This window comes from Haloferax gibbonsii ATCC 33959, assembly GCF_000336775.1.
Classification (GTDB): Archaea; Halobacteriota; Halobacteria; order Halobacteriales; family Haloferacaceae; genus Haloferax; species Haloferax gibbonsii.
Genome location: NZ_AOLJ01000024.1, coordinates 38835 through 65466 on the forward strand (window position 1 = coordinate 38835; position 26632 = coordinate 65466).

Below are 26632 nucleotides of genomic sequence, written 5' to 3' on the forward strand. Positions count from 1 at the left end.
TTCGTGGGTTCCGTCGCGGGCGCGTTTGCGCTCCGCCCTCACCGCGTCCGTCGTCTCGGTCTCACGGTCTCGCGTCCGCCCTCGTCGCGTCCGCAGTCGGCGGCAGCACCGCGATTCGCCGACCCGCGTACGCTTAAGTAGGGACAAACCACATCTTCGACCATGTTTGATCCCGACGAGCTCGAAGAGATTCGGGAGGCGAAAGCCGAGTGGGAAGAGGAGACGCTGGGGCCGACCCTCGACCGCTTCGGGGAGCGAAAGGAGGAGTTCACGACGGACACGGGCGGCAACGTCGTCGAGCGGCTCTACACGCCCGACGACGCCGACGTGGACTACGACGAGGACGTGGGCTTCCCGGGCGAAAAGCCCTACACGCGCGGGGTCTATCCGACGATGCACCGCGGGCGGCTCTGGACGATGCGGCAGTACGCCGGCTTCGGGACGGCCGCCGAGACCAACGAGCGGTTCCGCTACCTCATCGACAACGGCTCGTCGGGGCTGTCGCTCGCGTTCGACCTGCCGACGCAGATGGGCTACGACTCCGACGCGATGATGGCCGCCGGCGAGGTCGGGAAGTCGGGCGTCGCCATCGACAGCCTCCACGACATGGAGACGGTGTTCGACGGCATCGACCTCGGGGAGGTCTCCACGTCGATGACCATCAACGCCCCGGCGGCCGTGTTGCTGGCGATGTACGTCGCGCTCGGCGACAAGCAGGGCGTCCCCCGCGAGGAGCTCCGCGGCACCATCCAGAACGACATCATGAAGGAGTACATCGCGCGGAATCTCTACATCTTCCCGCCGGAGCCGTCGATGCGGCTCATCACGGACATCTTCGAGTTCTGCGCGGCGGAGACGCCGAAGTTCAACACCATCTCCATCTCCGGCTACCACATCCGCGAGGCCGGGTCGACCGCCGCCCAGGAGGTCGCGTTCACCCTCGGTAACGGCATCCAGTACGTGCAGGCCGCGGTCGACGCCGGCCTCGACGTGGACGAGTTCGCCCCCCAGTTGTCCTTCTTCTTCAACGCCCACAACAACATCCTCGAAGAGGTGTCGAAGTTCCGTGCCGCCCGGCGGATGTGGGCGAAAATCATGGAAGAGCGCTTCGGCGCGGAGAACCCGAAGTCGATGCAGTTGAAGTTCCACACCCAGACCGGCGGGTCGACGCTCACCGCCCAGCAGGTCGAGAACAACGTCGTCCGGGTCGCCTATCAGGCGCTGGCGGCCGTCCTCGGCGGCACGCAGTCGCTGCACACCAACGGGAAGGACGAGGCGCTGTCGCTGCCGACCGAGAAGTCGGTTCGGACGGCGCTCCGCACCCAGCAGATTCTCGCCCACGAGTCGGGCGCGGCGGACACCATCGACCCGCTGGCGGGGAGCTACTACGTCGAGGCGCTGACCGACGACATCGAAGACGAGGCGTTCGACCTGCTCGACGAGGTCGACGAGCGCGGCGGCATGCTCGACGCCGTGAAGAACCAGTGGGTCCAGCGGGAGATTCAGGACGTGGCCTACGAGCGCCAACGCGAGATTGAGGAGGGCGAGCGCGTCATCGTCGGCGTCAACGAGTATCAGGTGGACGAGGAGCCGACCGTCGAGGTCCAGGAGGTCGCCGAAGAAGACGAGACCAAGCAGGTCGAGTCGCTCGAAGCCCGGAAGGACGACCGCGACGAGGCGGCCGTCGAGGCCGCTCTGGAGGACATCCGCGCCGCCGCGAACGGCGACGAGAACCTCCTCCCGCTCATCGTCACGGCGGTCAAGGCCTACGCGACGGTCGGCGAGATATGCGGCGTCCTCCGCGAGGAGTTCGGCGAGTACGAACCCGGCATGGCCTGAGTCGGCCCCCGAGACTCGGCGGCAACCAATGCCGGCGGTCGCGTTCCGTCTCCCTTCAGTCCGACCGCCCAGCCCGTCTCGCCCCGTGCCAACTAGTCACTCGAATTATACATTCACCCGGCTAACGAGTTTTATTATCACCCCCCGAGTGGAGACAATCGAGGCTTATGATGCCGCTTATCGTATTCTAAACCCGTCACACGCCCGGCCGCCGTCTGTCGGCGCGAGGTTCGCGCCACCAGTCGCTCGACGTTTCGAGCGGCGGCCGTCGCGTTGCGGGGCTCTTCGACCGGAGAGCCCCCGGTATCGCATCCGATTGTCCACCTCACCAGACGAATGTCACGAAGACGCTCCCGAGACAGTCGTACCGTCTCCGACTACCGACCCTCCCATCACCGACCCGCGCCCTCGCTCGCGACGCAGGCCGTCCTGCTCGCGTCGATGGCCGCGGTCGTCGCGGTCGTCACCTTCCCCGTGGCGTCGCTCGCGGTCGCCGTCACCGTCGCCGCCATCGTCGCCGTCGCCCGCGCCGTCGTCACCCGGGCCGACCGCTCGATGCTGACGGTCGACGTGCCCGGCGTCCCCGTCGAGGTCACGGTCGCCCGGACCGCCCGCGACTGAGGACCGGCCGAACGCCGTGAGTCCCACACCGCCCCCGCTCGCGTCCCTCACACACCTCGCACGCTCCACGCCACTCACGACCACCGCACCCCTCACGGCCGTCACACCCCTCTCGACCGTCACGACTCCCGCGTCCCGCTCTTGACGCGCGCTTCCGCGCTCATTTTCGTTCCCGCTCTCGACGCGTTTCCCGCTCTTAGGTCACTCACCGACCCCGGCGAGTCGGGTTCGAAGCACCCGCACGACCGCCACGACGAGCATCGCTTGGAGGTAGCCGAAGACGGCGAGCGCCGGGTAGAACGTCGCCGTCTCGCGGACGCCGAACTCGTTGGCGGCGAGCGTGTCGAAGAAGAAGGCGGCCACCAGCGCGGGGAAGTCGACGAACCAAATCTCCTTCGGCAACACGCCGAAGAAGCCGACCGCCCACGCGGCCGCGAGCACGGCGAAGACGGCGACTGTGGCCCGGTCTGTTGCGAGTCGAGCGAACCCGCGCGCGAGCCGCCGCGGGTCGCGGGCGGCGCGCCGGGACGTCGGCGTCATCGTCGGCTCACGCCACGTCGGCGTTCGACTCGGACGCCGATTCCGCGTCGGCGTCGTCGTCGCCGACGAGTTTGACGGCGGTCCCGTAGGCCAGAATCTCGGCCGCGCCCTGCGTTACCTCGGCGGTCACGTACCGGACGCCGACGACGGCGTCGGCACCCATCGCCTCCGCCTCGGCAACCATCCGGTCTGTCGCCTCGTCTCTCGCCTCGGCCATCAGCCCGGTGTAGGACTTGAGCTCGCCGCCGACGATGTTCCGGAGCCCCTGCGTGATGTCGCGGCCGACGTTCCGAGCGCGAATCGTGTTCCCGCGGACGGCACCCAGCGTCACCTCGATGTCGCGGCCGACGACCGACTCAGTTGTAGTTACTATCATGACATGAGTATCGAACCGTCTGGGTTTATCCGTTGCGCCCGACGAACTGGTGACATGCACTTCGACCACGTCGGAATCGCCACGCCCGACGCCGCCGGGCTGGCCGCGCTGTTCGCGGAGCTGTTCGACGCGCCCGTGGCCCACGAGGAGACGTTCGACGGCATGTCGGTCGTCTTCCTCGAACTCGAAAACGGCTACTTCGAACTGCTCGAACCCCACGAGGAGGGTGCCATCTCGAAGTTCCTCGACAAGCGCGGCGGCGGCATCCACCACGTCGCCATCGAGACCGACGACATCGAGGCCGCGCTCCGGACCGCCGAGGCCGCCGGTGTCGACCGCATCGACGAGGAACCGCGCCCCGGCGCGTGGGGCCACGAGGTCGCCTTCCTCCATCCCAAGTCCACGGGCGGCGTCCTCGTCGAGTTCGTCTCGCACTGAGCGATGACGGGAGATTACCCCGACGACACGGCCGACGACGACGCGCCCGCGGACGGGTCGACCGACGACGACGCAGCCGCCACCGGCAGTTCAGACGGTGGCGATGAGGGCTCCGCCGCTGACGGCTCCGCACCCGGCGGCGAGGGTCGCGGGTTCGCCGGACCGATGCGCGACTGGCTCTCCCACCGGGTCGCCGCGACGCCCGACCGAGAGGCGCTCATCCACGCAGCGACCGGCGACTCGTGGACCTTCCGCGAACTCGACGCGCTCGTCGACGAGACCGCCGGCCAACTCGCCGCGCTCGGCGTCGAGGCCGGCGACCACCTCGGCGTCGTTCTCGACCCCGGCGTGGACTACGTCCGACTCATCCACGCCGCGACGCGGCTCGGGGCGGTGCTCGTCCCGCTCAGCGACCGACTCACCCCCGACGAGGTCGGCCGCAACGTCGAACTCGCGGACGTGACGACGCTCGTCTGCGGCGAGTCCACCGAGTCGACGGCGGTCGAGGCCACGACCGACGTGCCCGTCGTCTCCGTGGACGACCCGCGCTGGGAGGGCGTCATCAACCTCTCGTCTATCGCGCCGAAGCGGGTCGAACCCGCGGGCTGGTCGCTCTCGGAGACGATGCTCCTGCTTTTCACCTCGGGGACGACCGGGACGCCGAAGGCGGTGAAACTCACGATGGGCAATCTGCTCGCCAACGCCGTCGCCGGGGCGTTCCGACTCGGCGTCTCGCCCGACGACCGGTGGCTCGTCACGCTCTCGCTGCACCACATGGGCGGCATCGGCCCGATTCTCCGCGGCCCGCTGTACGGGACGACCGTCGTCCTCCGCGAGGGGTTCGACGCCGGCGGCGCGGCCGACGACATCGGCAAGTACGACGCGACGGGCGTCTCGCTCGTGCCGACGATGCTCAAGCGGATGCTCGACAGCAGGGGCACGCTCTCCGATTCGCTCCGCGTGGTGCTCCTCGGCGGCGCGCCCGCCCCCGACGACCTCGTCGAGCGCTGTCGGAACTACTCGGTGCCGGTCTACCCGACCTACGGCATGACCGAGACGGCCTCGCAGGTCGCCACCGCGACCCCGGACGAGGCGTTCGACGACGTGGGGACCGTCGGGCGACCGCTGTTTTTCACCGACCTCTGGGTCGTCGACGAGGACGGCACCGCCGTCGAACCCGGCACGCCGGGCGAAATTGTCGTCTCCGGACCGACCGTCTCGCCCGGCTACTACCGGAACCCGGAGGCGACCGCCGACGCCTTCACCGACGCCGGCCTCCGGACCGGCGACATCGGCTACCGCGACGACGACGGCCTCCTGTACGTCCTGAACCGGAAGGACGACCGCATCATCACCGGCGGCGAGAACGTCGACCCCGGCGAGGTCGCGGCGGTCCTGCGGGAACACCCGGCGGTGGACGACGCCGTCGTGCTGGGTATCCCCGACTCCGAGTGGGGCGAGCGCGTCGCCGCGCTCGTCGTCCCCGCCGACCCGGAGAACTCCCCGGACGACGAGGACCTCGACGCCTTCTGCCGCGATCGGCTCGCCGGGTTCAAGTGTCCGAGACTGGTCGAGACCGCGGAGGAACTCCCGCGGACCGTCTCGGGGACCATCGACCGCGAGGCGGTCCGCGGGCGACTGGTCGCGGCCAAGCCCGTCGCGGAGGCCGAACCGGAGCGCGCGGCGGCCGAGGAACGCGACGAAGCGCGCGCGACCGAGAGCGGACGCGAAGCCGACGACCCCGAAGCCGAAGCCGACGAGGAGCCGCCCGCGAGCGACGCCGACGGGGCCGCCATCGACGACGCCGAGGCCGACCCGGCGGACGCGGACGCGGAACGTGGCGGAGACGACGGTGGCGAGGCGACAAGAGACGACGACGGTGAGGCGATAGCCGACGAAGACGAACGCGGTGACGTCGAGAGCGCGGAGGGCGACATCGACGACGGCGACGGCGGCGACGACGAACCCGCTCCCGACCGCGACGAGGAGTGAACGCGCCCGCGGGTGAAGCAAAACCCACAGCCCGCGTCTCGCCGGGTTGTGTCCAAACAATCATTACGTTTTACCGCAAGTGGACTGTATGGTAGGTGCTACCAACCAGACGCTTCGGCCGTTCCTGTGGCGCGCGGGCAAGCTCTTTCCGGACCGCGAAATCGTCTCTCGGACCGCCGAAGGGCTGGAACGCTACACGTACTCGGAGTACGAGGGACGCGTGGCACGGCTCGCGGGGGCGCTTTCGGACGCCGGCATCGGGGACGGCGACCGGGTGGCGACGTTCTGCTGGAACCACAACCGACACTTCGAGACGTACTTCGGCGTGCCGTCGATGGGCGCGCAGCTGCACACCATCAACCCGCTTCTCCCCGACCACCACATCCAGTACATCGTCGAGAACGCGGCTGACCGCATCATCTTCGTGGACCCGTCGCTCGCGCCGAAACTCGCCGGCGCGGTCGATGAGGACGCCTTCGCCTCCGTCGAGCAGTTCGTCGTGATGGCCTCCGAGGTGCCGGACGACGTGGGGCTGTCCCCGGTGACGGACTACGAGTCGTTCATCGCCGACTCCCCCGACGAGTACGACTGGCCGGACCTCCCGGAGGACCAACCGGCGGGGATGTGCTACACGTCGGGGACGACCGGCGAACCGAAGGGCGTCGAGTACTCCCAGCAGATGCTGTGGGCGCACACGATGGCGACGCTCCCCAAGTCGGGTCTCGACATCGGCGCGGAGGACGTCATCATGCCGGTCGTGCCGATGTTCCACGTCAACGCGTGGGGCCTGCCGTTTTCGACGACCGCGGCGGGCGCGAAACACGTCTATCCCGGCCCGTCCCCGACGCCCGAGGACCTCGCCAAACTCATCGAGGAGGAGGGCGTGACGATGACCGCGGGCGTGCCCACGGTGTGGCTCGGCCTGCTCGACTACCTCGACGAGCACGACGCGGACATCTCGTCGCTCGAACGCATCATCATCGGCGGGTCGGCCGCGCCCAGGTCGGTCATCCGCCGGTTCGACGAGGAGTACGACGTGGACGTGCTCCACGCGTGGGGGATGACCGAGATGTCGCCGGTCGGCACCGTCGCGCATCTCAAGCCGGGGATGGAGGACCTCCCGGCCGAAGAACAGTACGAAAAGCGCGCCAAGCAGGGCCTGCTCGCGCCGGGACTGGAGATGCGCGTCGTCGACGACGACGGCGACGAGGTCCCGTGGAACGGTGAGGACTTCGGCGAACTCTGGGTGCGCGGCCCGTGGGTGACGACCGAGTACTTCGAGCGCCCCGACGCGAACGAGGAAGACTACGAGGGCAACTGGCTGAAGACCGGCGACGTGGTCACGGTGGACGAAGACGGTTACGTCCAAATCGTCGACCGGGCGAAAGACGTCATCAAGTCCGGCGGGGAGTGGATTTCGTCGGTCGAACTTGAAAACAGCATCATGGCTCACGACGACGTGGCGGAGGCGACCGTCATCGGCGTGCCCCACGAGCGCTGGCAGGAGCGCCCCGTGGCCTTCATCGTCCCGAAGGCGGGCGCGGACGAAGCGGCGCTCAAGGCCGAACTCGTCGCGCTCGTCGAAGACGAGTTCCCGAAGTGGTGGGCCCCCGACGAGGTCGTCTTCATCGAGGAGGTCCCGAAGACCGCGACCGGCAAGTTCGACAAGAAGGTGCTCCGAGACCAGTACGACGACTCCTCGCTCATCGAGGGCAAGACGCCCGACGCGGAGGCCCCGTCGGACGAGTGAGCGCCGGGTCGGTCGTGGGTTCTAACGAAGAACCAGTTTGAAGTTTAGACTGGTTCCATACACTATTTTTACTGTACAATCCTATGTCGGGACATGGAACTTCTCGACGACTCCATCGTGCCCGAACACGCCCGCGAACTCAAGCGGGAGGCCCGCGAGTTCGCCAAAGAGCACATCGAACCGGTCGCGGAGGAATACTACGAGTCCGGCGAGTACCCCCACGAGGTCCTCCAGGCGGGGATGGACGCGGGGCTCGTCGCGCAGGACATCTCCGAGGAGTACGGCGGCAAGGGCTTCGACCTCCAGCAGATTCTGGCAATCTCCGAGGAGTTCTACCGCGCCGACGCCGGCATCGCGCTGACGCTCCAACTCGCCTCGTTCGGCTGCGAGATTATGGAGGACTACGGCAGCGAAGAACAGAAGGAGAAGTGGCTCCGCCCGGTCGCCGAAAACGAGCAGATTTCGGGGCTCGCGGTGTCCGAGCCGCAGACCGGCTCCGACATGGCCGGCATGGAGACGACCGCCGAGAAGACCGACGACGGCTACGTCCTCAACGGCGAGAAGTACTGGGTCGGCAACGCCGTCGAGGCCGACTGGCTGACGGTGTACGCCAAGACCGCCGACACCGACGACCGCTACTCGAACTACTCGATGTTCATCGTGCCGACGGACACGCCCGGCTACGAGGCCGAGCACATCCCCGAGAAGATGGGCATGCGCGCGTCCAAGCAGGGCCACATCGTCTTCGACGACTGCGAGGTTCCCGAGGAGAACCTCATCGGCACCGAGGGCGGCGGCTTCTACATGCTCGCGGACTTCTTCAACCACGGTCGCATCATCGTCGGCGGCCACAGCCTCGGCCTCGCCGCCGCCGCCATCGAGGAGGCGTGGGAGTTCGTCCACGAGCGGCGGGCGTTCGGCCGCAACGTCTCGGAGTTCCAGGCGGTCCAGCACATCCTCGCCGACATGCGCATGGAGTTCGAGGCGGCCCGCGCGCTCAACTGGCGCGCCGCCGAGAAGGTCGAAACCAACGAGGACGCCGGCTTCTGGGCGGCCGCCGCCAAGACGAAGTCGACCGAGACGGCCGTCGACGTGGCCGAACGCGGCATGCAGCTCCACGGCGGTCGGTCGGTCCTCAACGAGTACAAGATTTCGCGGGTCTACCGCGACGTTCGCATCCCGGTTATCTACGAGGGCGCGAACGAGATTCAGCGCAACCTCATCTACCGGCAGGGCGCGCTCTGAGGCGACCCGAGACCGGGGAGAGAACTGACAACTCGTTTTCCGGTTTGGCATCGCTTGACCGGAACGCAGTTACTATCTGAGCGTCGTACCTTGACTCAGCAAATGGTACGCACGAGCGTTATCGGCTGCGGAAACATGGGGAGCGCCCTCCTCACCGGGCTCTGGAAGGCGGGCGGTCACTCGGTCGTCGCCTGCGACCTCGACCCCGACGCCCTCGCCGCGGTCGCCGACTACTGTGAAGCGACGACGGACGACGTGTCGCGCGCCGCCGACGCCGACGTGGTGTTCGTCGCGGTCAAGCCCGACATCGTCGAGGCCGTCCTCTCGGAACTCGACCTGTCTCCCGACCAGACTCTCGTCACTATCGCCGCGGGCGTCCCGACCTCGTTCGTCGAGGCGCGCACCGACGCCCGCGTCGTCCGCATCATGCCGAACCTCGCCGCCGAGACCCGCGACATGGCCGCGGCGGCGACCGGCGACCTGACCGACGAGGTCCGCGAACTCCTCTCGGACGTGGGCGAGTTCGTCGAGGTCGAGGAGTCGCAGATGGACATCGCCACCGCGGTCAACGGCAGCGGCCCGGCCTTCGTCTTCTATCTCATCGAGGCCGTCACGCAGGCCGGCGTCGCGGGCGGGCTCTCCGAGGAAGACGCCGAGATTCTCGCCGCCCAGACGTTCAAGGGCGCGGCCGAGACCGTCGTGCAGGACGACCGCAGCGCCGACGAACTCATCGACGCGGTCTGCTCGCCGAACGGGACGACCATCGAGGGGATGGAGGTCCTCTGGGACAGCGCCGCCGACGAGGCCGTCACCGAGGCGGTCGTCGCCGCCGAGCGCCGGTCGAAGGAGCTCGCGGAGGACTTCGCCGATGAGTGAGGTGAGCGAGACGACGGAGACCTCCGAGGTCGCCGAGCCCGACCCCGACGCGGTCGCCGCCGCCCGCGACGCCGCCGCCGAGGCGAAGCGCGTCATCGTCAAGGCCGGCACGAACTCGCTGACCGACGAGGACTCCAACCTCGACGACGACAAGCTCGACAAGCTCGTCGACGACATCGAATCGCTCCTCTCGCGCGGCAAGGAGGTGCTTCTCGTCTCCTCGGGCGCGGTCGGTGCCGGTATCGGCCGCCTCGACCATCCCACAGCTGACCGCGACACCCTCGAAGCGTCGCAGGCGCTGTCGACGGTCGGCCAGAGCCTCTTGATGCACCGCTACACCGAGAGCTTCGAGCGCTACGACCGGAAGGTCGCCCAGATTCTCATCACCCAGCACGACCTGGAGAACCCCGAACGGTTCACCAACTTCCGGAACACGGTCGAGACGCTGTTGGAGTGGGGCGTCGTGCCCATCATCAACGAGAACGACGCGGTCGCCACCGAGGAGCTCCAAATCGGCGACAACGACATGATTTCGTCGAACATCGCGGTCGGCATCGGCGTCGACCTGCTCGTGACGCTCACCGACGTGGGCGGCGTCTACACCGGGAACCCGAAGGAGGACCCCGACGCCGAGCGCATCGAGGTCGTCGGCGACAACTACAGCGACGTCGAGGACATCGTCACCGCGAGTTCGACCGGCGGCTTCGGCGGCATCCAGACGAAGGTCCGCGGCGCGCGCGACGCCGCCGAGTACGGCATCCCCGCCGTCATCGCGAAGTCGACCGAACCCGACGTGCTGGCGAAGATCGCCGAGCGCGAATCGGTGGGAACAATGTTCCTCCCCCTCGATGGTGAACTCGATGACTGAGCGAGACACGACCGCGCAGGTCGAACAGGCACAGTCGGCGGCGCTGCGCCTCGCCAACGTCGACGCGGCCGACCGCGACGCCGCGCTCGGAGCCATCGCGGACGCCATCCGCGACAACAGCGAGGCGATTCTCGCGGCCAACCGCGAGGACGTCGAGGAGGCCGAGGCGATGCTCGCGGACGGCGAGTACACGCAGGCGCTCGTCGACCGCCTCAAACTCGACGAGGCGAAACTCGACGACATCGCCGGGATGGTCGAGTCCGTCGCCGAGCAGGACGACCCGCTCGGCGAGACGCTGGAAGCGCGCGAACTGGACGCGGACCTCGAACTGTACAAGCTCTCGGTCCCCATCGGCGTCGTCGCGACCATCTTCGAATCGCGGCCCGACGCGCTCGTCCAAATCGCCGCGCTGGCGCTGAAGTCCGGCAACGCCGTCATCCTCAAGGGCGGCAGCGAGGCGAGCGAGTCGAACCGCGTGCTGTACGAGACGATTCTGTCCGCCACCGAAGAGCTCCCCGACGGCTGGGCGACGCTCATCGAGGCCCACGAGGAGGTCGACCGCCTGCTCGAACTCGACGACATGGTCGACCTCGTGATGCCCCGCGGCTCCTCGGAGTTCGTCAGCTACATCCAGGACAACACCCAGATTCCCGTCCTCGGCCACACCGAGGGCATCTGCCACGTCTACGTCGACGAGGCGGCCGACCTCGACATGGCGGCCGACATCGCCCTCGACGCGAAGGTGCAGTACCCCGCGGTCTGCAACGCCGTCGAGACGCTCTTGGTCGACGAGTCCGTCGCCGCCGACTTCCTGCCGACGGTCGTCGCGCGCTACCACGACGAGGGCGTCGTCCTCCGGGGCGACGAGGCGACCCGCGAGCACGTCGCTGTCGACCCCGCGACCGACGACGACTGGGACACCGAGTACGGCGACCTCGAACTCTCCATCAAGGTCGTCTCGGACCTGTACGACGCGGTCGACCACATCAACGCCCACGGCTCGAAACACACGGAGTCCATCGTCACCGGCGACGCCGAGCGCGCCGAGACGTTCATGACCGGCGTCGACGCCGCCAGCGTCTTCCACAACGCCTCGACCCGGTTCGCCGACGGCTACCGCTACGGTCTCGGCGCCGAGGTGGGCATCTCGACGGGCAAGATTCACGCCCGCGGCCCGGTCGGTCTCGAAGGGCTGACGACCTACAAGTACTACCTCGAAGGCGACGGCCAGTTGGTCGCCACCTACGCCGGCGAGGACGCCGTCCCCTTCACCCACGAGGCGCTCGACGCCGAGTGGAACCCCGGCCACCGAAGTCGGCGAGACTGAGCGCGCCGGACGCCCTTCGGTCGTCGCTCCGCGTTTCGAATTCTCGCGGCACATAGAACTATATCCCTGACAGTCGCCTCTCCGGTAGAGTCGTCTCCGCTGCGACTCGGTGACTCCAATGGATTTAGACGAATTCGTCAGCACGCACGCACCGTCCGAAGGCGGCGAATCCTTCGAACTCGAAAACTCGAAACTGCTCGACGTGGCTCTCGACGGGAGCGTCATGGCCAAGGCCGGGTCGATGGTCGGCTACACCGGCGACATCTCCTTCGAGCGGAAGTCCGCCGGCGGCCTGACGGGGATGCTCAAGAAGAAGGCCACGGGCGAGGGCGACGTCATGATGCAGGCGACCGGAACCGGGCACCTCTATCTCGCAGACCAGGCCAAGGAGGTCCAGATTCTCGAACTCGACGCGGGCGAGGAACTGAGCGTCAACGGTAACGACGTGCTCGCGTTCGAGTCGAGCGTGAACTGGGACATCAAGATGCTGACGAGCATCGCCGGGGCGTCCTCCGGCGGCCTGTTCAACGTCTTCCTCGAAGGCCCCGGCCACGTCGCCATCACGACCCACGGCGAGCCCATCGTCCTCCAGACGCCGGCCAAGACCGACCCCAACGCGACCGTCGCGTGGAGCGGAACCGTCTCGCCGTCGTCGAACCGCGACATCAACATCAAGGGCCTGCTCGGCCGCTCGTCGGGCGAGTCCTACCAGCTCGAATTCGCGGGCGAAGGCGGCTTCGTCATCGTCCAGCCGTTCGAGGAAGTCGGCCCCGGCGAGTAGTCGCCCGGCGCGACTCCGACTCCAGTTTTGCGCTCAGCGGCCGTTTTTCGGCCGTTTTCGTCGTTACTCGGACCGAACGGGCCGAGACGGCGCGTATCTCTCGTGCCCGGCGGACATATATTGTCTGCCTGAACTGTTATGCCGGCTCCGTCCTAATCCCGGCGTATGGGTGACATCAGCGTCCATCTGGTCGACCGCGGTCGCGTTCTCACGGATATGGGGTACGTCCTCGACGGGTACACCATGGGGAGCGCGTCGAACCGAAGCCCCGACCACGAAACGGCCGAGTTCGTCGTCTGGAACGCCGTCGTCGACGGCCCCGACCGGACGGTGCTGTGGGACACCGGAGCGAACCCCGAGGCGGGCGACGGCTACTGGCCCGCCCCGCTGTACGAGGCGTTCGAGTACGTCGACGCCGCGGAACACACGCTCGAAGGCGACCTCGATTCGGTCGGCTACGACCTCGGCGACATCGACGCCGTGGTGATGAGCCACCTGCACCTCGACCACGCGGGCGGCCTCGCCGAGTTCGCCGGGACGGACGTGCCGATATACGTCCACGAGGAGGAACTGAAGTTCGCGTACTACTCGGCGAAGACGACTGAGGGCTCCATCGCGTACCTCGCGTCGGACTTCGACCGCGACCTGAACTGGGACGTCGTCCACGGCGGCGAGCACACGCTGTTCGACGGCTTCCGGCTCGTCCACCTGCCGGGTCACACCCCCGGCGTGCTGGGCGCGCACATCGAGACGCCCGACGGCGACGTGCTCGTCGCGGGCGACGAGTGCTACGTCGAGGGCAACTACACGGACGAGGTGCCGCTCGGCCCCGGCCTGCTCTGGAGCGAGCGCGACTGGTTCGAGAGCCTCCAGAAAGTGAAGGAACTCGAACGCCGGACCGGCGGCGACGTGCTGTTCGGCCACGACCTCGAACGGTTCGAGTCGTTCGGCGACGGCTGGAACGTCTGAGACGGGCGACGGCGTGCCCGACGAGGCTCTGATTTTCACGCGTCAACCGCAGAACGGCGGGCGGCCGCGGCACTCATCGCGTCCGAAGAACGTAAGAAGGGAACCGCAGGGATTGGCTGGGTTGGGTGGTGTGGGTTGGGGTGGAGTGGGGGATTGAATGGCCGGTGGAGACGACGGACCGGCCTAAATCATGAGTTGCACGTCGGCGTCGGCCATGTGCTGGAGGGCCGTCGCCGCGCCGACGCCGGTGGTGACGCCGTCGTAGAACTCGGCTTCGTCGTAGCCCATCAGCTCGATGGTCATCTGGCAGGCCTGGAGGTCCACGCCCATGTCGAGGGAGGTCTCGATGAGTTCCTCGACGGTCGCGGTCCCGTTCTCCTGAATCTTCTTTTCCATCATGCTCGTGGCGACGTTGTCCATGAAGGGCAACGCGGCCACGGCGTTCGGCATCGGCATGCTCGGGTTGCCGACCGCGCTGAGCTTCAGGTTCTTCGACTTCTCCTCGTGGAGGATGTCGAGCCCCCAGAACGTGTGGAAGACCACGACGTCCCAGCCGAAGGCGGCCGCCGTGCTGGCGAGGATGAGCGGCGGGTACGCCATGTCGAGAGTGCCTTTGGTCGCGATGATGGTCATCGACTTCTGTCCGTCGTCGTCGGTGGCCTCCCGAAGGTCGGAGACCTCCTCCTGCAGGGCTTGGACCTGCGCGCGGAGGTCTTCGACGGAGGCGGCTCCCGCGTCGACGGGCGCGTCGGCGTCCGAGCTCATTCCTTCTGGATGAGGTGGCGGAAGACCGCGTCGCCGTCTTCCTCGGCCTCTTCCTGGTCGAGCATGGAGACGCCGTCGGTGGAGTCAGCCCAGCCCTTCAGGTCGCTCATGCTGCCGGAGTCGGTCGCGACGACCTGCAGAATCTCGCCGCTTTCGAGGTCGTCGACCGCGCCGCGGGTCTTGACGACGGGCATCGGGCAGGACAGTCCTTTCACGTCGAGGGTTTCGGTGGGTTCGTATGTACTCATTTTTCGAGGTCACCTGTGTTGGGTGTATTCCACAATATAGGGGTGCTTCGTAAAAGTGTGTCGGTTCTTGGGTAGACTACACAATACTTAGGCTCGACAGCGATGCATGCCGAAATCGGCGGTTAAACGGGGCTTAGCGTCATTACACGCTCGCACGAGTGCGAAATCGCACTACATTCTGACGATATATTCTGAGTTAGTATTGCAAGAAATTCAAACTACCATCCGAAAGCTTAAGTCGAACCACCCGATAGTGGGTGATGCATACATGACCGTTCCAGACCTGCCGGAACTCGAAGTCGACGTGCCAGTCATCGAGCCCGAGACGCTGAAAGCCCGCATCGACGAGGGCGAGGCGCTCACCATCCTCGACAATCGCGTGCCGTCGGAACACGAGGATTGGCGCATCGACGGCGAGAACGTCTCCCACGTCAACATCCCCTACTTCGAGTTCCTCGACGAGGAGCTCGACGAGGCGCTGTTCGAGGACCTGCCCGAAGACGAGGAGTTCGTCGTCCTCTGTGCGAAGGGCCACTCCTCGGAGTACGTCGCCGGGCTCCTGATTCAGGAGGGCTACGACGCCGTGGCGCTCGAACGCGGGATGAACGGCTGGGCGAGCATCTACGAGTACACCGAACTGGAGACCGACGGCGACGCGCTCGTCGCGCAGTACCAGCGCCCCTCCAGCGGCTGTCTGGCGTACCTCGTCGTCGACGGCGACGAGGCGGCCGTCGTCGACCCGCTTCGGTACTTCACCGACGAGTACGTCGCCGACGCGAAGGCCCTCGGCGCGGAACTGAAGTACGCCGTCGACACGCACATCCACGCCGACCACATCAGCGGGGTCCGCACGCTGGTCGAAGACCACGGCGTCACGGGCGTCATCCCCGAGGCCGCCGAGGACCGCGGCGTCGACTACGACACGCCCTACGACACAATCGCGGACGGCGAGACGCTCACCGTCGGCGACACCGACATCGAGGCCATCCACACGCCCGGCCACACGACCGGCATGACGACCTACGCGGTCGACAACGTGCTGTTCACGGGCGACGGCCTGTTCATCGAGTCGGTCGCCCGCCCCGACCTCGAAGACGGCGACGAGGGCGCGCCCGACGCGGCCGGAATGCTCTACGACTCGCTGCAGGAGCGCGTCCTCTCGCACGACGACGACGCCATCGTCGCCTCCGCGCACTTCAGCGACGCGGCAATCCCCGCCGCCGACGGCAGTTACACCGCCACGCTCGGGGAACTGAAGGACACGATGGACGCACTTTCGATGCCCAAAGACGAGTTCGTGGAGTTCATCCTCTCGGACATGCCGCCGCGGCCGGCCAACTACGTCGACATCATCGAGACGAACCTCGGCGTGCAGGAGTCGGACGACGACCGCGCCTTCGAGCTCGAACTCGGGCCGAACAACTGCGCGGCCAGCAACGAAGCCCTCACGAACTAAATGTCGGGTCTGACGCCGCTCCTCGTCGAAGGGCTCTTTCCGAACGGTATCGCGCACTACGCGCTCGGCGGTCTCCTCATCGGCCTCGGGACCGCCGTCATCTACCTCGGGACGGGCATCATCGCCGGCGCGAGCACCTTCCTCGAATCGACGCTGTCGTACGCCTCCGACCTCCCGCGGTTCAACAAGGCGAAGTACGTCGCCTCGCGGGACTGGCGGGTCGTGTTCACCCTGAGCATCGTCGCCGGGGCCGCCATCTACACCGTCCTGTTCGGTGACGGCTGGTGGGTCTCCGACGTGCAACCGTGGCGCTTCGCCGTCGGCGGCGTCCTCGTCGGCGTCGGCACCCGAATCGGGAAGGGCTGTACGTCCGGCCACGGGGTCTGCGGCGTCGGCTCGCGCTCGCGGACCTCGCTCGTCAACGTCGCCACGTTCATGCTCGTCGCCATCGGGGTCGCACAGCTCCTGAGCGCGCTGGGGGTGTCGCCGTGAGCGACGACGAACGCGGACTCGGGTTCATGCTGGTCGTCGTCGCGGGCGGCCTGATATTCGGGTTCGGCCTCGCCGTCAGCAACATGGCCCGCCCGGAGGTCGTCCTCGACTTCCTCCAGTTCGACGACCTCGGTCTCGTCTTCGTGATGGGCGGGGCCGCGGTCGTCACCGGCACCGTCTTCGCGCTCGCCGAGGCGTTCGGCGACCGCGCGCCCCTCACCGGGCGCGACTACGGCCGCCGCCTGAAGTCGTTCGACAAGAACGTCGTCGTCGGCGGGGTCGTCTTCGGAGCCGGCTGGGGTATCTCCGGCATCTGTCCCGGCGCCGCCTACGCCAGCCTCGGCGTCGGCAACTACCCCATCCTCATCGCCATCGGCGGGATGTTCGTCGGCGCGTACCTGCAGGGGCTCTGGCGGGCCCGCCGCGCCGAGAGCGCCGTAACCGGCACCTCCGCCGACTGAGCCGCCCACCGAATCAGATTTCGTTCTTTTTGCGCCCTCACCCGCAGAGCGACGGCGACGACGTTCTCGCCTCCCTGTCGGCGAACCGCCGCCGATGGGCCGCGGCTCGCGCGCGCTGTCGAGCAGTCGGTGGTCGTTTCCTCCGCGAGTCGACGTTCGACGCTCGCCGCCGATGTCCGAGAACGTCGTCGTGAGCGGCTCTCGACCGAGTCTATGCGATTGTAACCGGCCGGATACAGTATTGCACAAGAAGCAAACAACTATTTTGTCATAGATAGCGGACAAATATGTTCGTAACGTCTCGTGATACAAAATATAGCTCGATTTAGTGGTATTTCTATGTCCATTCTATAACTTACGAGTATGCAACAGCGATATGGTATTGTACAGTATTCCCAAAAGCGTTATATCCTCACTCCGGTTAGCCAGCGGTGTACAAGATAGTATGATGCGTGCAATACACTCCGGGCACCCCGAGGGGTGCTGGTAAGATGTTCGGAATCGAGACGTTGGGCGGGAACGCACAGGCCGCCGCGCTCGTCGGCGTCGTCCTCGTCGAGGCGATGGTGCTGTACGTCGGGTACGGCGCGCTGACCGCCGCACTCGGACCGACCGTTCGGAAGGCCATCGGTGGTGAGTGAGCGTGTTCGAACTACTCGGCATGTCTGCCGGGATGCTGGCCCTCTTCGTCGCGTTCGGGGTTCTCATCGGCGTCCTGTTCGGCTTCTTCGGCATGGGCGGGTCGTTCCTCGTGACGCCCGCGCTGCTCGTCATGGGCTACCCCTCGCGCGTGGCCGTCGGTTCCGGGCTCGCGTTCGTCTTCGGGACCTCCGTCATCGCGACGCTGAAGCACCGCGACCTCGGACAGGTCGACTACAAACTCGGCATCTCGATGATTATCGGGACCACGGTCGGCCTCGAAGTCGGGAAGGAAATCGTCCTCTACCTCGAAGAGCTCGGACTCGCCGGTAACATCATCAGCGTCACGTACGTGCTGCTTCTCGGCGGTATCGGGCTGTTCGTCACCTACGAGGCGCTGAAGGGCGGCAACGGCGGCGGCGTGAGCCACGACGTGGACGGCGACGCCGACATCGACGCCGACGACATCCCCGAACTGGCCAAGAAGATTCAGAGCTACTCGCTCCCGCCGATGATAACCCTCCGCGGCGGCGTCAAAGTCTCGCTGTGGATGATTCTCCTGGTCGCGTTCGCCACGGGGCTCCTCTCGGGCTTCCTCGGCGTCGGCGGCGGCTTCATCCGCATGCCCGCGCTGTTCTACCTCATCGGCGTTCCGGTGCCCATCGCGGTCGGCACCGACCTGTTCGAAATCATGTTCTCGGGCGGTATCGGCTCGTTCCTCTACGCGCAGTCCGGCGGCGTCGACCTCTCTATCGTCGCGCCGCTCCTCGCCGGGTCGGCGCTCGGCGCGCGCGTCGGCTCCGCCGCGACCTCCATCGTCGACGAGGACGAGATCAAGATTTACTTCGGCCTGATGCTGCTCCTCGGCGCGCTCGCCGTCGCCGTGCGGCAGGCCGGGAACTACCTCGGCATGGGCGTCCTCGACTACGTCAGCCTCGCGCTCATCCTCGGGTCGGCGCTCATGGTCTCCGGCGCGGTGCTCTACAGCGCCGTCAAGTCCATTCGCGCGCCTTCGGCCGCCGGAAGTTCGACCGCCGACTGAGGACGACGGCTCGCACGCGAACCGCACTCGCATCGAACCCGAATCCACGACACCGGGACGCCGTTTCTCCCCCGGTGTTGTGCAAACTATACAAACCCTTTTGAGGGCTGACCACGTAGCCCGAACCGACAATGGCTAGCTCGATGGTCGAATACCTGCAATCGGACATGGAGTGTGAGGGACTCCTCGAGTGTCTCCACGGACTGAAGCAACTCGACCGGCGGTGTTTCGAGGTGCTCGTCGAGACCGACGAACACCTGACCGTCGACGAGGTCGCCGAGGCGGTCGAGCGGGAACGTTCGACCGCGTACCGCTCCATCCAGCGCCTGCTGCAGGCGGGGCTCATCCAGAAGGAACAGGTGAACTACGAACACGGCGGCTACTACCACGTCTACCACCCGACCGACCCCAACGAGGTCGCAGACGACATGCAGCGCATGCTCAACGACTGGTACGCCCAGATGGGCACGCTCATCCAGGAGTTCCGCGACAAGTACGACGAGAAAATCGTCCCCGCGGAGTAGTTTTCTTCGACCGACGAGCGGCCGCCGCCTCTCGATTGGTCCACCTCCCAAATCGATTAGGTTCCGTATTCAACGCCTCTGAGTCCATAGCTACTGCCACGACCACTCTATGTCGAAGAGTAAAAGCAGTCCCCGAAACAACGAGTTCGTCGAAGAGTGCCAGTCGTGTGAGTCCCGGACGCCGCACGACGTCTCCATCGAAATCAAGACCGAGAGCCGGAAACGCGAGAACCGCGAGTTCTCCCGCGAGCCGTACCGTGTCACGCGCTGTACGCGCTGCGGGAACACGCGGTCCCAGCGAATGAACGACGCGTGAGCGATACCCCCGCCGACCGCCGGCCACCCTCGGCAGACCACTCCCGACCCCAACCCCGGCCCCGACCCCGACCCCGACCGACCGCCTCCGCGACACCGACGTAGCCACGGTCCGAGCCATGACACAGCAACCCACACCAGACGCGCCGACTGTCCTCCTCGTCGACGACGAGGCCGCCCTCGCCGATAGCCTCGCGCTGTGGCTCGAACGCCGCTACCGCGTCCGAGTCGCGTACTCCGGGCGCGAGGCCCTCCAGACGTTCGACGAGAGCGTCGACCTCGTCTTCCTCGACCACAACCTCCCCGGTCTCTCCGGCGAGTCCGTCCTCGAAGAACTCTCCCGACGGGTCGACCCGTCGTCGTTCGCGGTCGTCATGCTCAGCGCCGCGCCCGGCGACGAACTCGCCGACCTCCCCGTTGACGCCGTGCTCACGAAGCCGGTCACCAAACGCGACGTCTTCGACGCCGCCGACCGATTCGTCGGCGACGCGCCCGAAGCCAAACTCGACTAATCTCCTTCCAACGGTCCGCGGCCGCCCGCTTCAGTCGTCCGCCGACGCGGGATTCAGCTCGTCGAAATACGTCTCGATGAGCTTCCGCTCCGCCGTCCGGAGGTGTTCGTGGAGCGTCGGCGGCGAGATGCCGAGCGAGTCGGCGACCTCTTCTGCCGTGCTCCCGCGGGGCCACTCGAAGTAGCCGGAGACGAGCGACGTTTCGAGGACCGTCTTCTGCCGGTCTGTCAGTTTGGAGTCGAGCGTCCGCCGGAAGGAGTCGGCCGACTGGACGGACCGCTCCACCTCGCGCTTTGCGACGACCGAGACGCCGGCCGCGGCCGTCGTCACCGCCTCCACGAGCGCGCCGTGGTCGGCGTCGGCCGCGACGTGGAGCGCGAGGGTGCCGCTCCCCTCGGAGAGCGTCAACCGCTCCACGCTCGCGCCGTGGTCGATGGCGGTCGACAGCATCGCCTCGGCGTCGGTGCGGAGTTCGACGACGGACTCCTCGTCGCCGTCGGCGACGACGCGGGCCTGCGAGACGTCGGCGGCGTCGATAGCGGCCGCGACCGCGTCGCACCCCGACGCGCCGGCGACGCTGACGAAACAGGTGAGCTCGTCGCCGGCTCGGGTGACGCCGTCCAGCGAGAGTCGGCAGTCGAGCGTCGCCGAGAGCCCGGCGAGCACGCCGGCGCCGCCGTCGACCTGAAACTCCAGTTCGACGACGCTGTCGCCGTTGAGAAGCTGCTTGCTCTGCGTCGCGTTGATGCCGTTGCCGACGGTCGCGCCGAGGTCAGAAAACAGTCCTGCGGACTCCTCGTCGAAGCCGTCGGTCTCGTCGTAGACGACGAGCGCGCCGTACACCGTCTCGCGGTAGTCGATGGCGACACAGAGCGCCGACACCGCGTCGAGGTCGGCGGCGTCGTCGCCGAAGACCGCCGCGCGGTGCGCCTCGGAGACGTCCTCGAAGGCGAAGCCGTCTTCGACCGTTCCGTCGATATCGAACGCCTCGTCGACGAAGTCGAGGTCGACGCCCGAGGGGTCGAGTCCGTAGCCCGCCGCGGCGGTACACCGGAGCGTGCCGGCGGCGGTGCGTCTGAGAACAAACGCGGCCTCGTGGGCGCTCGCGACCGCGTCGCAGACGGTCCGTTCGATTTCGTCGCGGCTCCGCGCGTCGATTATCGCCCGGTCGATGTCGCGGAGGAGCTCGTTGGTCCGGTTCAGGCGGTCGAGCTGCGCCTCGCGGTTACGAATCGCCGCCTCGTGTTCGGCTCGGACCGCCTCCAGTCGACCGCGGAGGTCCGACAGCGCCTCGGGCTCGCGGAGCTCCTCCACGTCGCGGCTGTCGAGCGCCGCCTCCGTGGATTCGAGCGCGAAGTACTCGCGGACCTCCGACTCGAAGCCCGACCGCACGAGCAGCTCTTCGACCGTCTCTTTGACCTCCGACTCCGAGACGGGCTTGACGAGGTAGGCGTCGAACGGCATGTCGACGATGTCCGTGTCGGGCTCGACCGCGGTCATCATCGCCACGCGGCAGTCGAGGCCGCGCTCGCGAATCTCGTCGAGCACGTCGTCGCCCGTGACGTTCGGCATTCGGCGGTCGAGGAGGACGACGTCGACGGTGTCGTCGAGTCGGTGGAGGGCTTCTTCACCGCCGTAGGCGGTCTCGACGGCGAACCGCTCGCCGTCGAGCCAGTACCGGCAGGTGTCTGCGAGGTCCTCGTCGTCGTCGACCACGAGAACGACCTGCTCGGCGGCCCGCTGTTCGGGGCTCTCGCGCGCCGAGCGTTCGGTGACCATCGTATCGAACACACAGTAACGGCGAACAGTAATATATCTGCCCATCGCAGCAGGTGGAATTTAGGCGGTTCAGTGACCCGATTCGGTCGTCTCCGACGGACGGGGAACTCCCGCGACCGACTGCGAACCGACCCGCGAGACGGCCCCGGGCCGAACTCACGCTCGCGGGAGCGTGACGACGAACGTGGCTCCGCCGCGGTCGTTGTCCTCGATTGCGACCGTCCCGCCGTAGCTCTCAACGATTTCGCGGACCAGAAACAGCCCGAACCCGTTACCCGGATTCGACAGGTCCTCGATGCGCTGGTCGACGATGCGGTGTTTCTCCTCGTCCGAGACGCCCGGGCCGTTGTCGGAGACGCGGAGTTCGACCGCGTCGTCGCCGGCCCCAACCTCGACTTCGACCGCCGGGTTCGGCTTGTCGTTGTGCTGGACGGCGTTTTTCAGCAGGTGCTCGATGACCTCGTCCAGCAGGTCGTCGGCGACGACCGAGACGTCGGGGAGCCGTCCGACTTCGACGCTCGCGGCGTCGGTCTCGCTCCGCAGCGACTCCGCGCCGTGGTCGACCGCCTCGTCGATTCGACGCGGTCGGAACTCGTGGGACTCGCGCTCGACGATGACCTTCATGAACGTCCGCATCGTCCCGACGAGTTCGGTCATCTCGCGGACGCGCCCCTGTATCGTTTCGAGGTGGGTCAGCCCCGCGTCGTCCACGAAGTCCTCGACGATGTCCGCCCGCGCGCCGACCACGTTGAGCCCGTTGAGGAGGTTGTGGCGGATGATGCGGTTCACGAACTCCAGTCGCTCCTGTTCGCGCCGCAACTCCCGCTCTCGCTCCTTGCGAGCGGTGATGTCGTGGCCCTCGAGGACCAGAAGCGACACCTCGCCGTCGTCGTCGCGGACCGGGGTGACGGAGAAGTCGATGACGACCGGCCGGTCGGTGTTCTGTCGCTCGATTTCGACCTCGTAGCGGACGAACTCGCCGTCGGCCGCGCGGTCGAGCGCGGCCCGGAGGTCGGCGATTCGCTCGTCGTCGCCGCGCCACCACGGCGTCTCCCACGCCCGCCGTCCGACGATGTCGTCGCGGTCGCCGTCCACGAGGTCGAGCGCGGCGTCGTTCACCCGGAGGACCGTTCCGTCGGGCTCGACCAGCCCGATGTACTGGAACGTGCTGTTGAACACCGCGTCCAACTGTCGCTCGCGGCGCTTCCGGTCGGTCATGTCGCGGGTCACCTTGGCGAAGCCGATGACCTCACCGGTGTCGTCGGTCAGGGCGGTGATGGTGACAGACGCCCAAAAGCGAGTGCCGTCGGCACGGACGCGCCACCCCTCGTTTTCGGCTCGGCCCTCGGTCCGCGCTCGGTCGAGAAGGCGCTCTGGCAGGCCGTCTTCGGCGTCCTCGTCGGTGTAGAACGTCTCGATGTGTTCGCCGAGTATCTCCTCCGTATCGTAGCCCTTGATGGCCGCCGCGCCGCGGTTCCAGCTCTCGACGCGACCCGAGGCGTCGAGGCGGAACAGCGCGTACTCCTCGATGTCCTCGACGATGCGCGAAAACGCCTGCTCGCGGCGTTCGAGTTCGCGCTCGCGCTCCCGCCGGACGTGGGTGTCGATGCCGTGGGCGACGGCGTGGCCGAGATTCGAAATCGGCTCGGCGAGCTCCGCGGTGAACGCCCGCTCGTGTTCGGCGTACATCGTGAGAACGCCGTAGCGCGCGTCGTCGTAGACGAGCGGCACCGACGCCGCCGAGCGGTAGCCGCGTTCGAGCGCCGGTTCGCGGAACGGCCCGAACGCCGGTTCGTCGGCGATGCTGTGGGTCGCCTGCACCGCGTTCGACCGGACCGCGCGGCCGACCGGGCCGTTTCCCTCGGGGCGCTCCGCCGACACCGACACGTCTATCTCGTCGAGGTAGCCGTCCTCGACGCCGGCCCACTCGGTCGGCTCCACGTCGCCGGTCGCCTCGTCGACGACGCCGACCCACGCGAACCGGAGTTCGTCGGTCTGGACGAGTCGCTCGCAGACCTGCCGTTCGATGTCCGCGCGCCCGCCGGCGTCGACGATGGCCTCGTTCACGTCCGCGACGACCTCGTTGAACGTCGCGAGGATGTCGAGTCGCTGGCGCAGTTCGCGCTCCGTCGCAGACGGGTCGTCGACCGACTGCGGAGCCCCGTCGGTCATCCGTCTCGACCCCCCCTCGAACCGGCGTCCCGTCGTGCGTGCATACCCCGACTCTAACCCCCACTGACTTGTGCGTTTCTCGGTCGGCCCGAGCCGTCCCTAACCACGTAGGGCCGTGAATTAGTACCGACCGCGCCATTCGACTATATGGCCACAGTGACCTGCCCGGGTCACTCGTCGTGCCCGCACGACCCTACGGCGGAATCGACAACCTACCCCCTCTCTCCGCCCTGGGGACGTGTCCCTGCCCAAACCCCAACTCCCTTTCCGCGAAATCGCCCGACGAGCGACGGGTGTTTCGTTCGTGTCCCCGGCGCGTACATTCATTTCTAGCCGAGGCAGATACAAGACCAAAAGCACGCACCACCGCGCCATTTACGCCGGATGAGCACATACGTGCAACCCATGAAGAAAAACGAGCTCATTCACGTGCATTCGCTGCTCGTAGAAATCGCCACAGACTACCTCGACCGCGGGGTGCTCACGAGCGCCGACCTCGAACCGTACCACCGACTTGGAATCGGTCCGATGGCCCTCCGGGACTGCCGGGCCGACCACGAGCACGCCGTCCGGACGCTCACGACCGCGCTCGCGGTCGGTGCCGCCCGCGACCTCGACCGCGACGCGGAGTCGGTGCCCGGCCGACACCTGCTCCGTCCCGACGAGGCGACCGACACCGACCCCGACACCGACCAGCGCGTCACGTCACACTGATATTTTCTTCGCGGACTCCCCCTCGAACAGCGGCGGCACCGGCCGACGGATGGACCTAAGAGCGCCCGGCGAGACGCCTCCGGTATGCGACTCGAAGACTACTGGGGAGTCGGCCCGAAGACCTCGGACCGACTGGAATCGGCTCTCGGCAGGGAGGGGGCGGTCGCCGCTATCGAGTCGGCCGACGTGCGGGCGCTCGTCGACGCCGGCGTCACCCGCGGGCGGGCGGTTCGCATCCTCCGCCGCGCCGACGGACAGGCCGGCATCGACGCGCTGTCGACCCGCGACGCCCGCGACGTGTACGACGACCTCCTGTCGCTCGCGAGCGACCGCGCGCTGACCGAACACGCCGCCGACCGAATCCGCGTGCTGACGCCGCTCCCGACCGTCGGAGACCGGCGCGACCGCCTCGACCGCGTCCTCGCGGCTCGGGAGGCGTGGGCCGACCTCGACGACGACGCCCGCGACGCCGTCGAAGCGACGTTCCGCGAGTACGACGAGGCCGGCGAGACCGAGCGCGCCGCCGTTCGCGCCGCGCTCGAACTCCGGGAGGCCGGACTTCGCGGGGAGCCGTTCGACGCGCTGGAGGAGGCCGACCCGGATTCCCTCCGCGACGCCCTCGGCGCGCTGGGCTACGTCGACAAGGACGGCTCGGTCGCCGCGGGTGCCGACGACCGCCTCGACAGCCTGCGGAGCCGACTCGACACCGCGAACGAACTCCAATCCGGCTCGTTCGACGTGCTCGAAACCATCCAGTCGCGGGGCGTCCGCTCGCTCGACGACTTCCGCGCCGCGTTCGTCCAGTACGTCGCCCAGGAGACCGACCTCTCGCGCGGCGAGGTCGAGGCGGTCGCCGCCGAGGACGCCCGCGACGCGACCGACTTCGTGAGCGCGTCGCTCCGGGCGCTCGTCGAGGACCTCGAAGCCGACGTCACCGCGCGCGAGGAGACCGTCGCCGAGGAGCTACGCGACCGCATCTGGGCCGCCCGCGACGACGTGGACCTCGCGGTCGAGGCCGTCGACGAGGTCGCGCTGTCGCTGTCGCTCGCGCGGTTCGCCGACGAGTACGACCTGACGCGGCCGGACATCGCCGAGACGGGGCTGGCGGTCTGCGGGGCCCGAAACCTCTTCATCGACGACCCACAGCCCGTCTCCTACGCCGTCGGCGACCACGAACTCGCGTGCGCCGCCGGGCCGACGCCGCCGGTCGGCGACCGCGTGTCGGTCCTCACCGGGGCCAACAGCGGCGGGAAGACGACGCTCCTAGAGACGCTCTCGCAGGTCGCCATCCTCGCGTCGATGGGGCTTCCGGTCCCCGCCGAGTCGGCGGTCGTCGGCCGGTTCGACTCGGTCGTGTTCCACCGCCGGCACGCGAGCTTCAACGCGGGCGTGCTCGAATCGACGCTCAAGTCTATCGTGCCGCCGCTGTCGGGCGACGGGCGGACGCTGATGCTCGTCGACGAGTTCGAAGCCATCACCGAGCCGGGCCGCGCGGCCGACCTGCTCAACGGCCTCGTGAACCTCACCGTCGAGCGCGACGCGTTCGGCGTCTACGTCACGCACCTCGCGGACGAACTGAGCCCGCTCCCGCCCGAGGCGCGCATCGACGGCATCTTCGCCGAGGGCCTGACCGACGAGTTGGAACTGCGCGTGGACTACCAGCCGCGGTTCGGGACGGTCGGCAAGTCCACGCCGGAGTTCATCGTCTCGCGGCTGGTGGCGAACGCCCGCGACCGCGCCGAGCGCGCCGGCTTCGAGGCGCTGGCGGCGGCGGTGGGCGAAGAGGCGGTACAAAAGACGCTGTCCGACGCCGAGTTCGTCGGCTGAGCCGACGCGGCGGCGGGGAGAGCTATCGGCGGCGTGCGTTCTCGTCGGCTGCGCGGCGACCGCG

The 26632-nt window shown here is 67.6% G+C and carries 27 protein-coding genes; 21 read left to right on the plus strand and 6 right to left on the minus strand.

Features of this window, described 5'->3' with window-relative positions:
- Positions 1–162: 162 nt before the first annotated feature.
- Positions 163–1839 carry an acyl-CoA mutase large subunit family protein gene (locus tag C454_RS15500; protein WP_004977142.1) on the plus strand — a complete coding sequence of 559 codons (1677 nt, stop codon included), beginning with the start codon at positions 163–165 and terminating at the stop codon, positions 1837–1839.
- A 336-nt stretch (positions 1840–2175) separates the two neighbouring features.
- Complete coding sequence (locus tag C454_RS21065) at positions 2176–2460, plus strand: hypothetical protein (RefSeq protein WP_004977143.1); 285 nt, start codon at positions 2176–2178, stop codon at positions 2458–2460.
- Between the two features lie 201 nt (positions 2461–2661).
- Here the strand turns inward: C454_RS21065 and C454_RS15510 are convergent, their stop codons facing one another.
- Positions 2662–3000: a hypothetical protein gene (locus C454_RS15510; RefSeq protein WP_004977144.1), complete on the minus strand. Its 339-nt coding sequence runs from the start codon at positions 2998–3000 to the stop codon at positions 2662–2664.
- A gap of 7 nt (positions 3001–3007) precedes the next feature.
- Entirely contained in the window at positions 3008–3376 is a 369-nt protein-coding gene (locus tag C454_RS15515) for a YbjQ family protein (RefSeq protein WP_004977145.1), read from the minus strand.
- Between the two features lie 54 nt (positions 3377–3430).
- Between C454_RS15515 and mce the strand changes: the two genes are divergently transcribed.
- The 9 genes from mce (at position 3431) to C454_RS15560 (ending at position 13622) form a co-directional block, all read left to right on the plus strand.
- Entirely contained in the window at positions 3431–3814 is a 384-nt protein-coding gene (gene mce / locus C454_RS15520; protein WP_004977146.1) for a methylmalonyl-CoA epimerase, read from the plus strand.
- 3 nt (positions 3815–3817) lie between these two features.
- Positions 3818–5806 (plus strand): o-succinylbenzoate--CoA ligase, encoded by a 1989-nt coding sequence (gene menE, locus C454_RS15525; protein ID WP_004977147.1) that lies wholly within the window; start codon positions 3818–3820, stop codon positions 5804–5806.
- Positions 5807–5894: 88 nt separating this feature from the next.
- Entirely contained in the window at positions 5895–7556 is a 1662-nt protein-coding gene (locus C454_RS15530) for a long-chain fatty acid--CoA ligase (protein WP_004977149.1), read from the plus strand.
- A gap of 93 nt (positions 7557–7649) precedes the next feature.
- On the plus strand, positions 7650–8801 hold the full coding sequence (locus tag C454_RS15535) for an acyl-CoA dehydrogenase family protein (protein ID WP_004977150.1): 1152 nt from the start codon (positions 7650–7652) through the stop codon (positions 8799–8801).
- A 102-nt stretch (positions 8802–8903) separates the two neighbouring features.
- Positions 8904–9677, plus strand: a complete 774-nt coding sequence (gene proC, locus C454_RS15540) for a pyrroline-5-carboxylate reductase (RefSeq protein WP_081605245.1) — start codon at positions 8904–8906, stop codon at positions 9675–9677.
- Positions 9670–10545: a glutamate 5-kinase gene (gene proB, locus C454_RS15545; protein ID WP_004977153.1), complete on the plus strand. Its 876-nt coding sequence runs from the start codon at positions 9670–9672 to the stop codon at positions 10543–10545. The genes proC and proB overlap by 8 nt, the downstream gene beginning before the upstream one ends.
- The gene (locus tag C454_RS15550) at positions 10538–11872 is read left to right on the plus strand and encodes a glutamate-5-semialdehyde dehydrogenase (RefSeq protein ID WP_004977154.1); all 1335 of its coding nucleotides are present in this window, start codon (positions 10538–10540) and stop codon (positions 11870–11872) included. Before proB ends, C454_RS15550 begins: the two co-directional genes overlap by 8 nt.
- A 118-nt stretch (positions 11873–11990) precedes the next feature.
- Positions 11991–12653: an AIM24 family protein gene (locus C454_RS15555; protein ID WP_004977155.1), complete on the plus strand. Its 663-nt coding sequence runs from the start codon at positions 11991–11993 to the stop codon at positions 12651–12653.
- A gap of 165 nt (positions 12654–12818) precedes the next feature.
- On the plus strand, positions 12819–13622 hold the full coding sequence (locus C454_RS15560; protein WP_004977156.1) for an N-acyl homoserine lactonase family protein: 804 nt from the start codon (positions 12819–12821) through the stop codon (positions 13620–13622).
- Between the two features lie 183 nt (positions 13623–13805).
- On the opposite strand, the gene C454_RS15565 is transcribed toward C454_RS15560, so the two are convergent.
- Together C454_RS15565 and C454_RS15570 are read right to left on the minus strand one after the other, a co-directional pair.
- Complete coding sequence (locus C454_RS15565; RefSeq protein ID WP_004977157.1) at positions 13806–14387, minus strand: DsrE/DsrF/DrsH-like family protein; 582 nt, start codon at positions 14385–14387, stop codon at positions 13806–13808.
- A complete protein-coding gene (locus C454_RS15570) occupies positions 14384–14635 on the minus strand; it encodes a sulfurtransferase TusA family protein (protein ID WP_049905219.1) in 252 nt (83 codons plus the stop codon). The genes C454_RS15565 and C454_RS15570 overlap by 4 nt, the downstream gene beginning before the upstream one ends.
- Before the next feature lie 268 nt (positions 14636–14903).
- On the opposite strand from C454_RS15570, the gene C454_RS15575 reads away from it, so the two are divergent.
- The 8 genes from C454_RS15575 to C454_RS15605 all read left to right on the plus strand — a co-directional run bounded on the left by C454_RS15575 (position 14904) and on the right by C454_RS15605 (position 20076).
- Positions 14904–16091: an MBL fold metallo-hydrolase gene (locus tag C454_RS15575; RefSeq protein WP_004977159.1), complete on the plus strand. Its 1188-nt coding sequence runs from the start codon at positions 14904–14906 to the stop codon at positions 16089–16091.
- A complete protein-coding gene (locus C454_RS15580) occupies positions 16092–16583 on the plus strand; it encodes a YeeE/YedE family protein (protein ID WP_004977160.1) in 492 nt (163 codons plus the stop codon).
- Complete coding sequence (locus C454_RS15585; RefSeq protein ID WP_004977162.1) at positions 16580–17044, plus strand: DUF6691 family protein; 465 nt, start codon at positions 16580–16582, stop codon at positions 17042–17044. The genes C454_RS15580 and C454_RS15585 overlap by 4 nt, the downstream gene beginning before the upstream one ends.
- A 491-nt stretch (positions 17045–17535) precedes the next feature.
- Positions 17536–17685 carry a DUF7512 family protein gene (locus C454_RS20830; RefSeq protein ID WP_004043577.1) on the plus strand — a complete coding sequence of 50 codons (150 nt, stop codon included), beginning with the start codon at positions 17536–17538 and terminating at the stop codon, positions 17683–17685.
- Positions 17682–18725 (plus strand): sulfite exporter TauE/SafE family protein, encoded by a 1044-nt coding sequence (locus C454_RS15590; protein ID WP_004977163.1) that lies wholly within the window; start codon positions 17682–17684, stop codon positions 18723–18725. The genes C454_RS20830 and C454_RS15590 overlap by 4 nt, the downstream gene beginning before the upstream one ends.
- Before the next feature lie 143 nt (positions 18726–18868).
- Complete coding sequence (locus tag C454_RS15595; RefSeq protein WP_004977164.1) at positions 18869–19249, plus strand: helix-turn-helix domain-containing protein; 381 nt, start codon at positions 18869–18871, stop codon at positions 19247–19249.
- A 109-nt stretch (positions 19250–19358) separates the two neighbouring features.
- Positions 19359–19565 (plus strand): DUF7835 family putative zinc beta-ribbon protein, encoded by a 207-nt coding sequence (locus tag C454_RS15600; RefSeq protein WP_004977165.1) that lies wholly within the window; start codon positions 19359–19361, stop codon positions 19563–19565.
- A 118-nt stretch (positions 19566–19683) separates the two neighbouring features.
- Positions 19684–20076: a response regulator transcription factor gene (locus C454_RS15605; RefSeq protein WP_004977166.1), complete on the plus strand. Its 393-nt coding sequence runs from the start codon at positions 19684–19686 to the stop codon at positions 20074–20076.
- A 30-nt stretch (positions 20077–20106) separates the two neighbouring features.
- Here the strand turns inward: C454_RS15605 and C454_RS15610 are convergent, their stop codons facing one another.
- Both C454_RS15610 and C454_RS15615 read right to left on the minus strand, forming a co-directional pair.
- Positions 20107–21855: a bacterio-opsin activator domain-containing protein gene (locus tag C454_RS15610; RefSeq protein WP_004977167.1), complete on the minus strand. Its 1749-nt coding sequence runs from the start codon at positions 21853–21855 to the stop codon at positions 20107–20109.
- Between the two features lie 156 nt (positions 21856–22011).
- Positions 22012–24027: a sensor histidine kinase gene (locus tag C454_RS15615; protein ID WP_004977168.1), complete on the minus strand. Its 2016-nt coding sequence runs from the start codon at positions 24025–24027 to the stop codon at positions 22012–22014.
- A 405-nt stretch (positions 24028–24432) separates the two neighbouring features.
- On the opposite strand from C454_RS15615, the gene C454_RS15620 reads away from it, so the two are divergent.
- Together C454_RS15620 and C454_RS15625 are read left to right on the plus strand one after the other, a co-directional pair.
- Positions 24433–24741, plus strand: coding sequence for a UPF0058 family protein (locus C454_RS15620; protein WP_004977169.1), 309 nt, complete (start codon positions 24433–24435; stop codon positions 24739–24741).
- Positions 24742–24825: 84 nt separating this feature from the next.
- The gene (locus C454_RS15625) at positions 24826–26568 is read left to right on the plus strand and encodes a DNA mismatch repair protein MutS (RefSeq protein ID WP_004977170.1); all 1743 of its coding nucleotides are present in this window, start codon (positions 24826–24828) and stop codon (positions 26566–26568) included.
- The last annotated feature ends 64 nt before the right edge of the window (positions 26569–26632 follow it).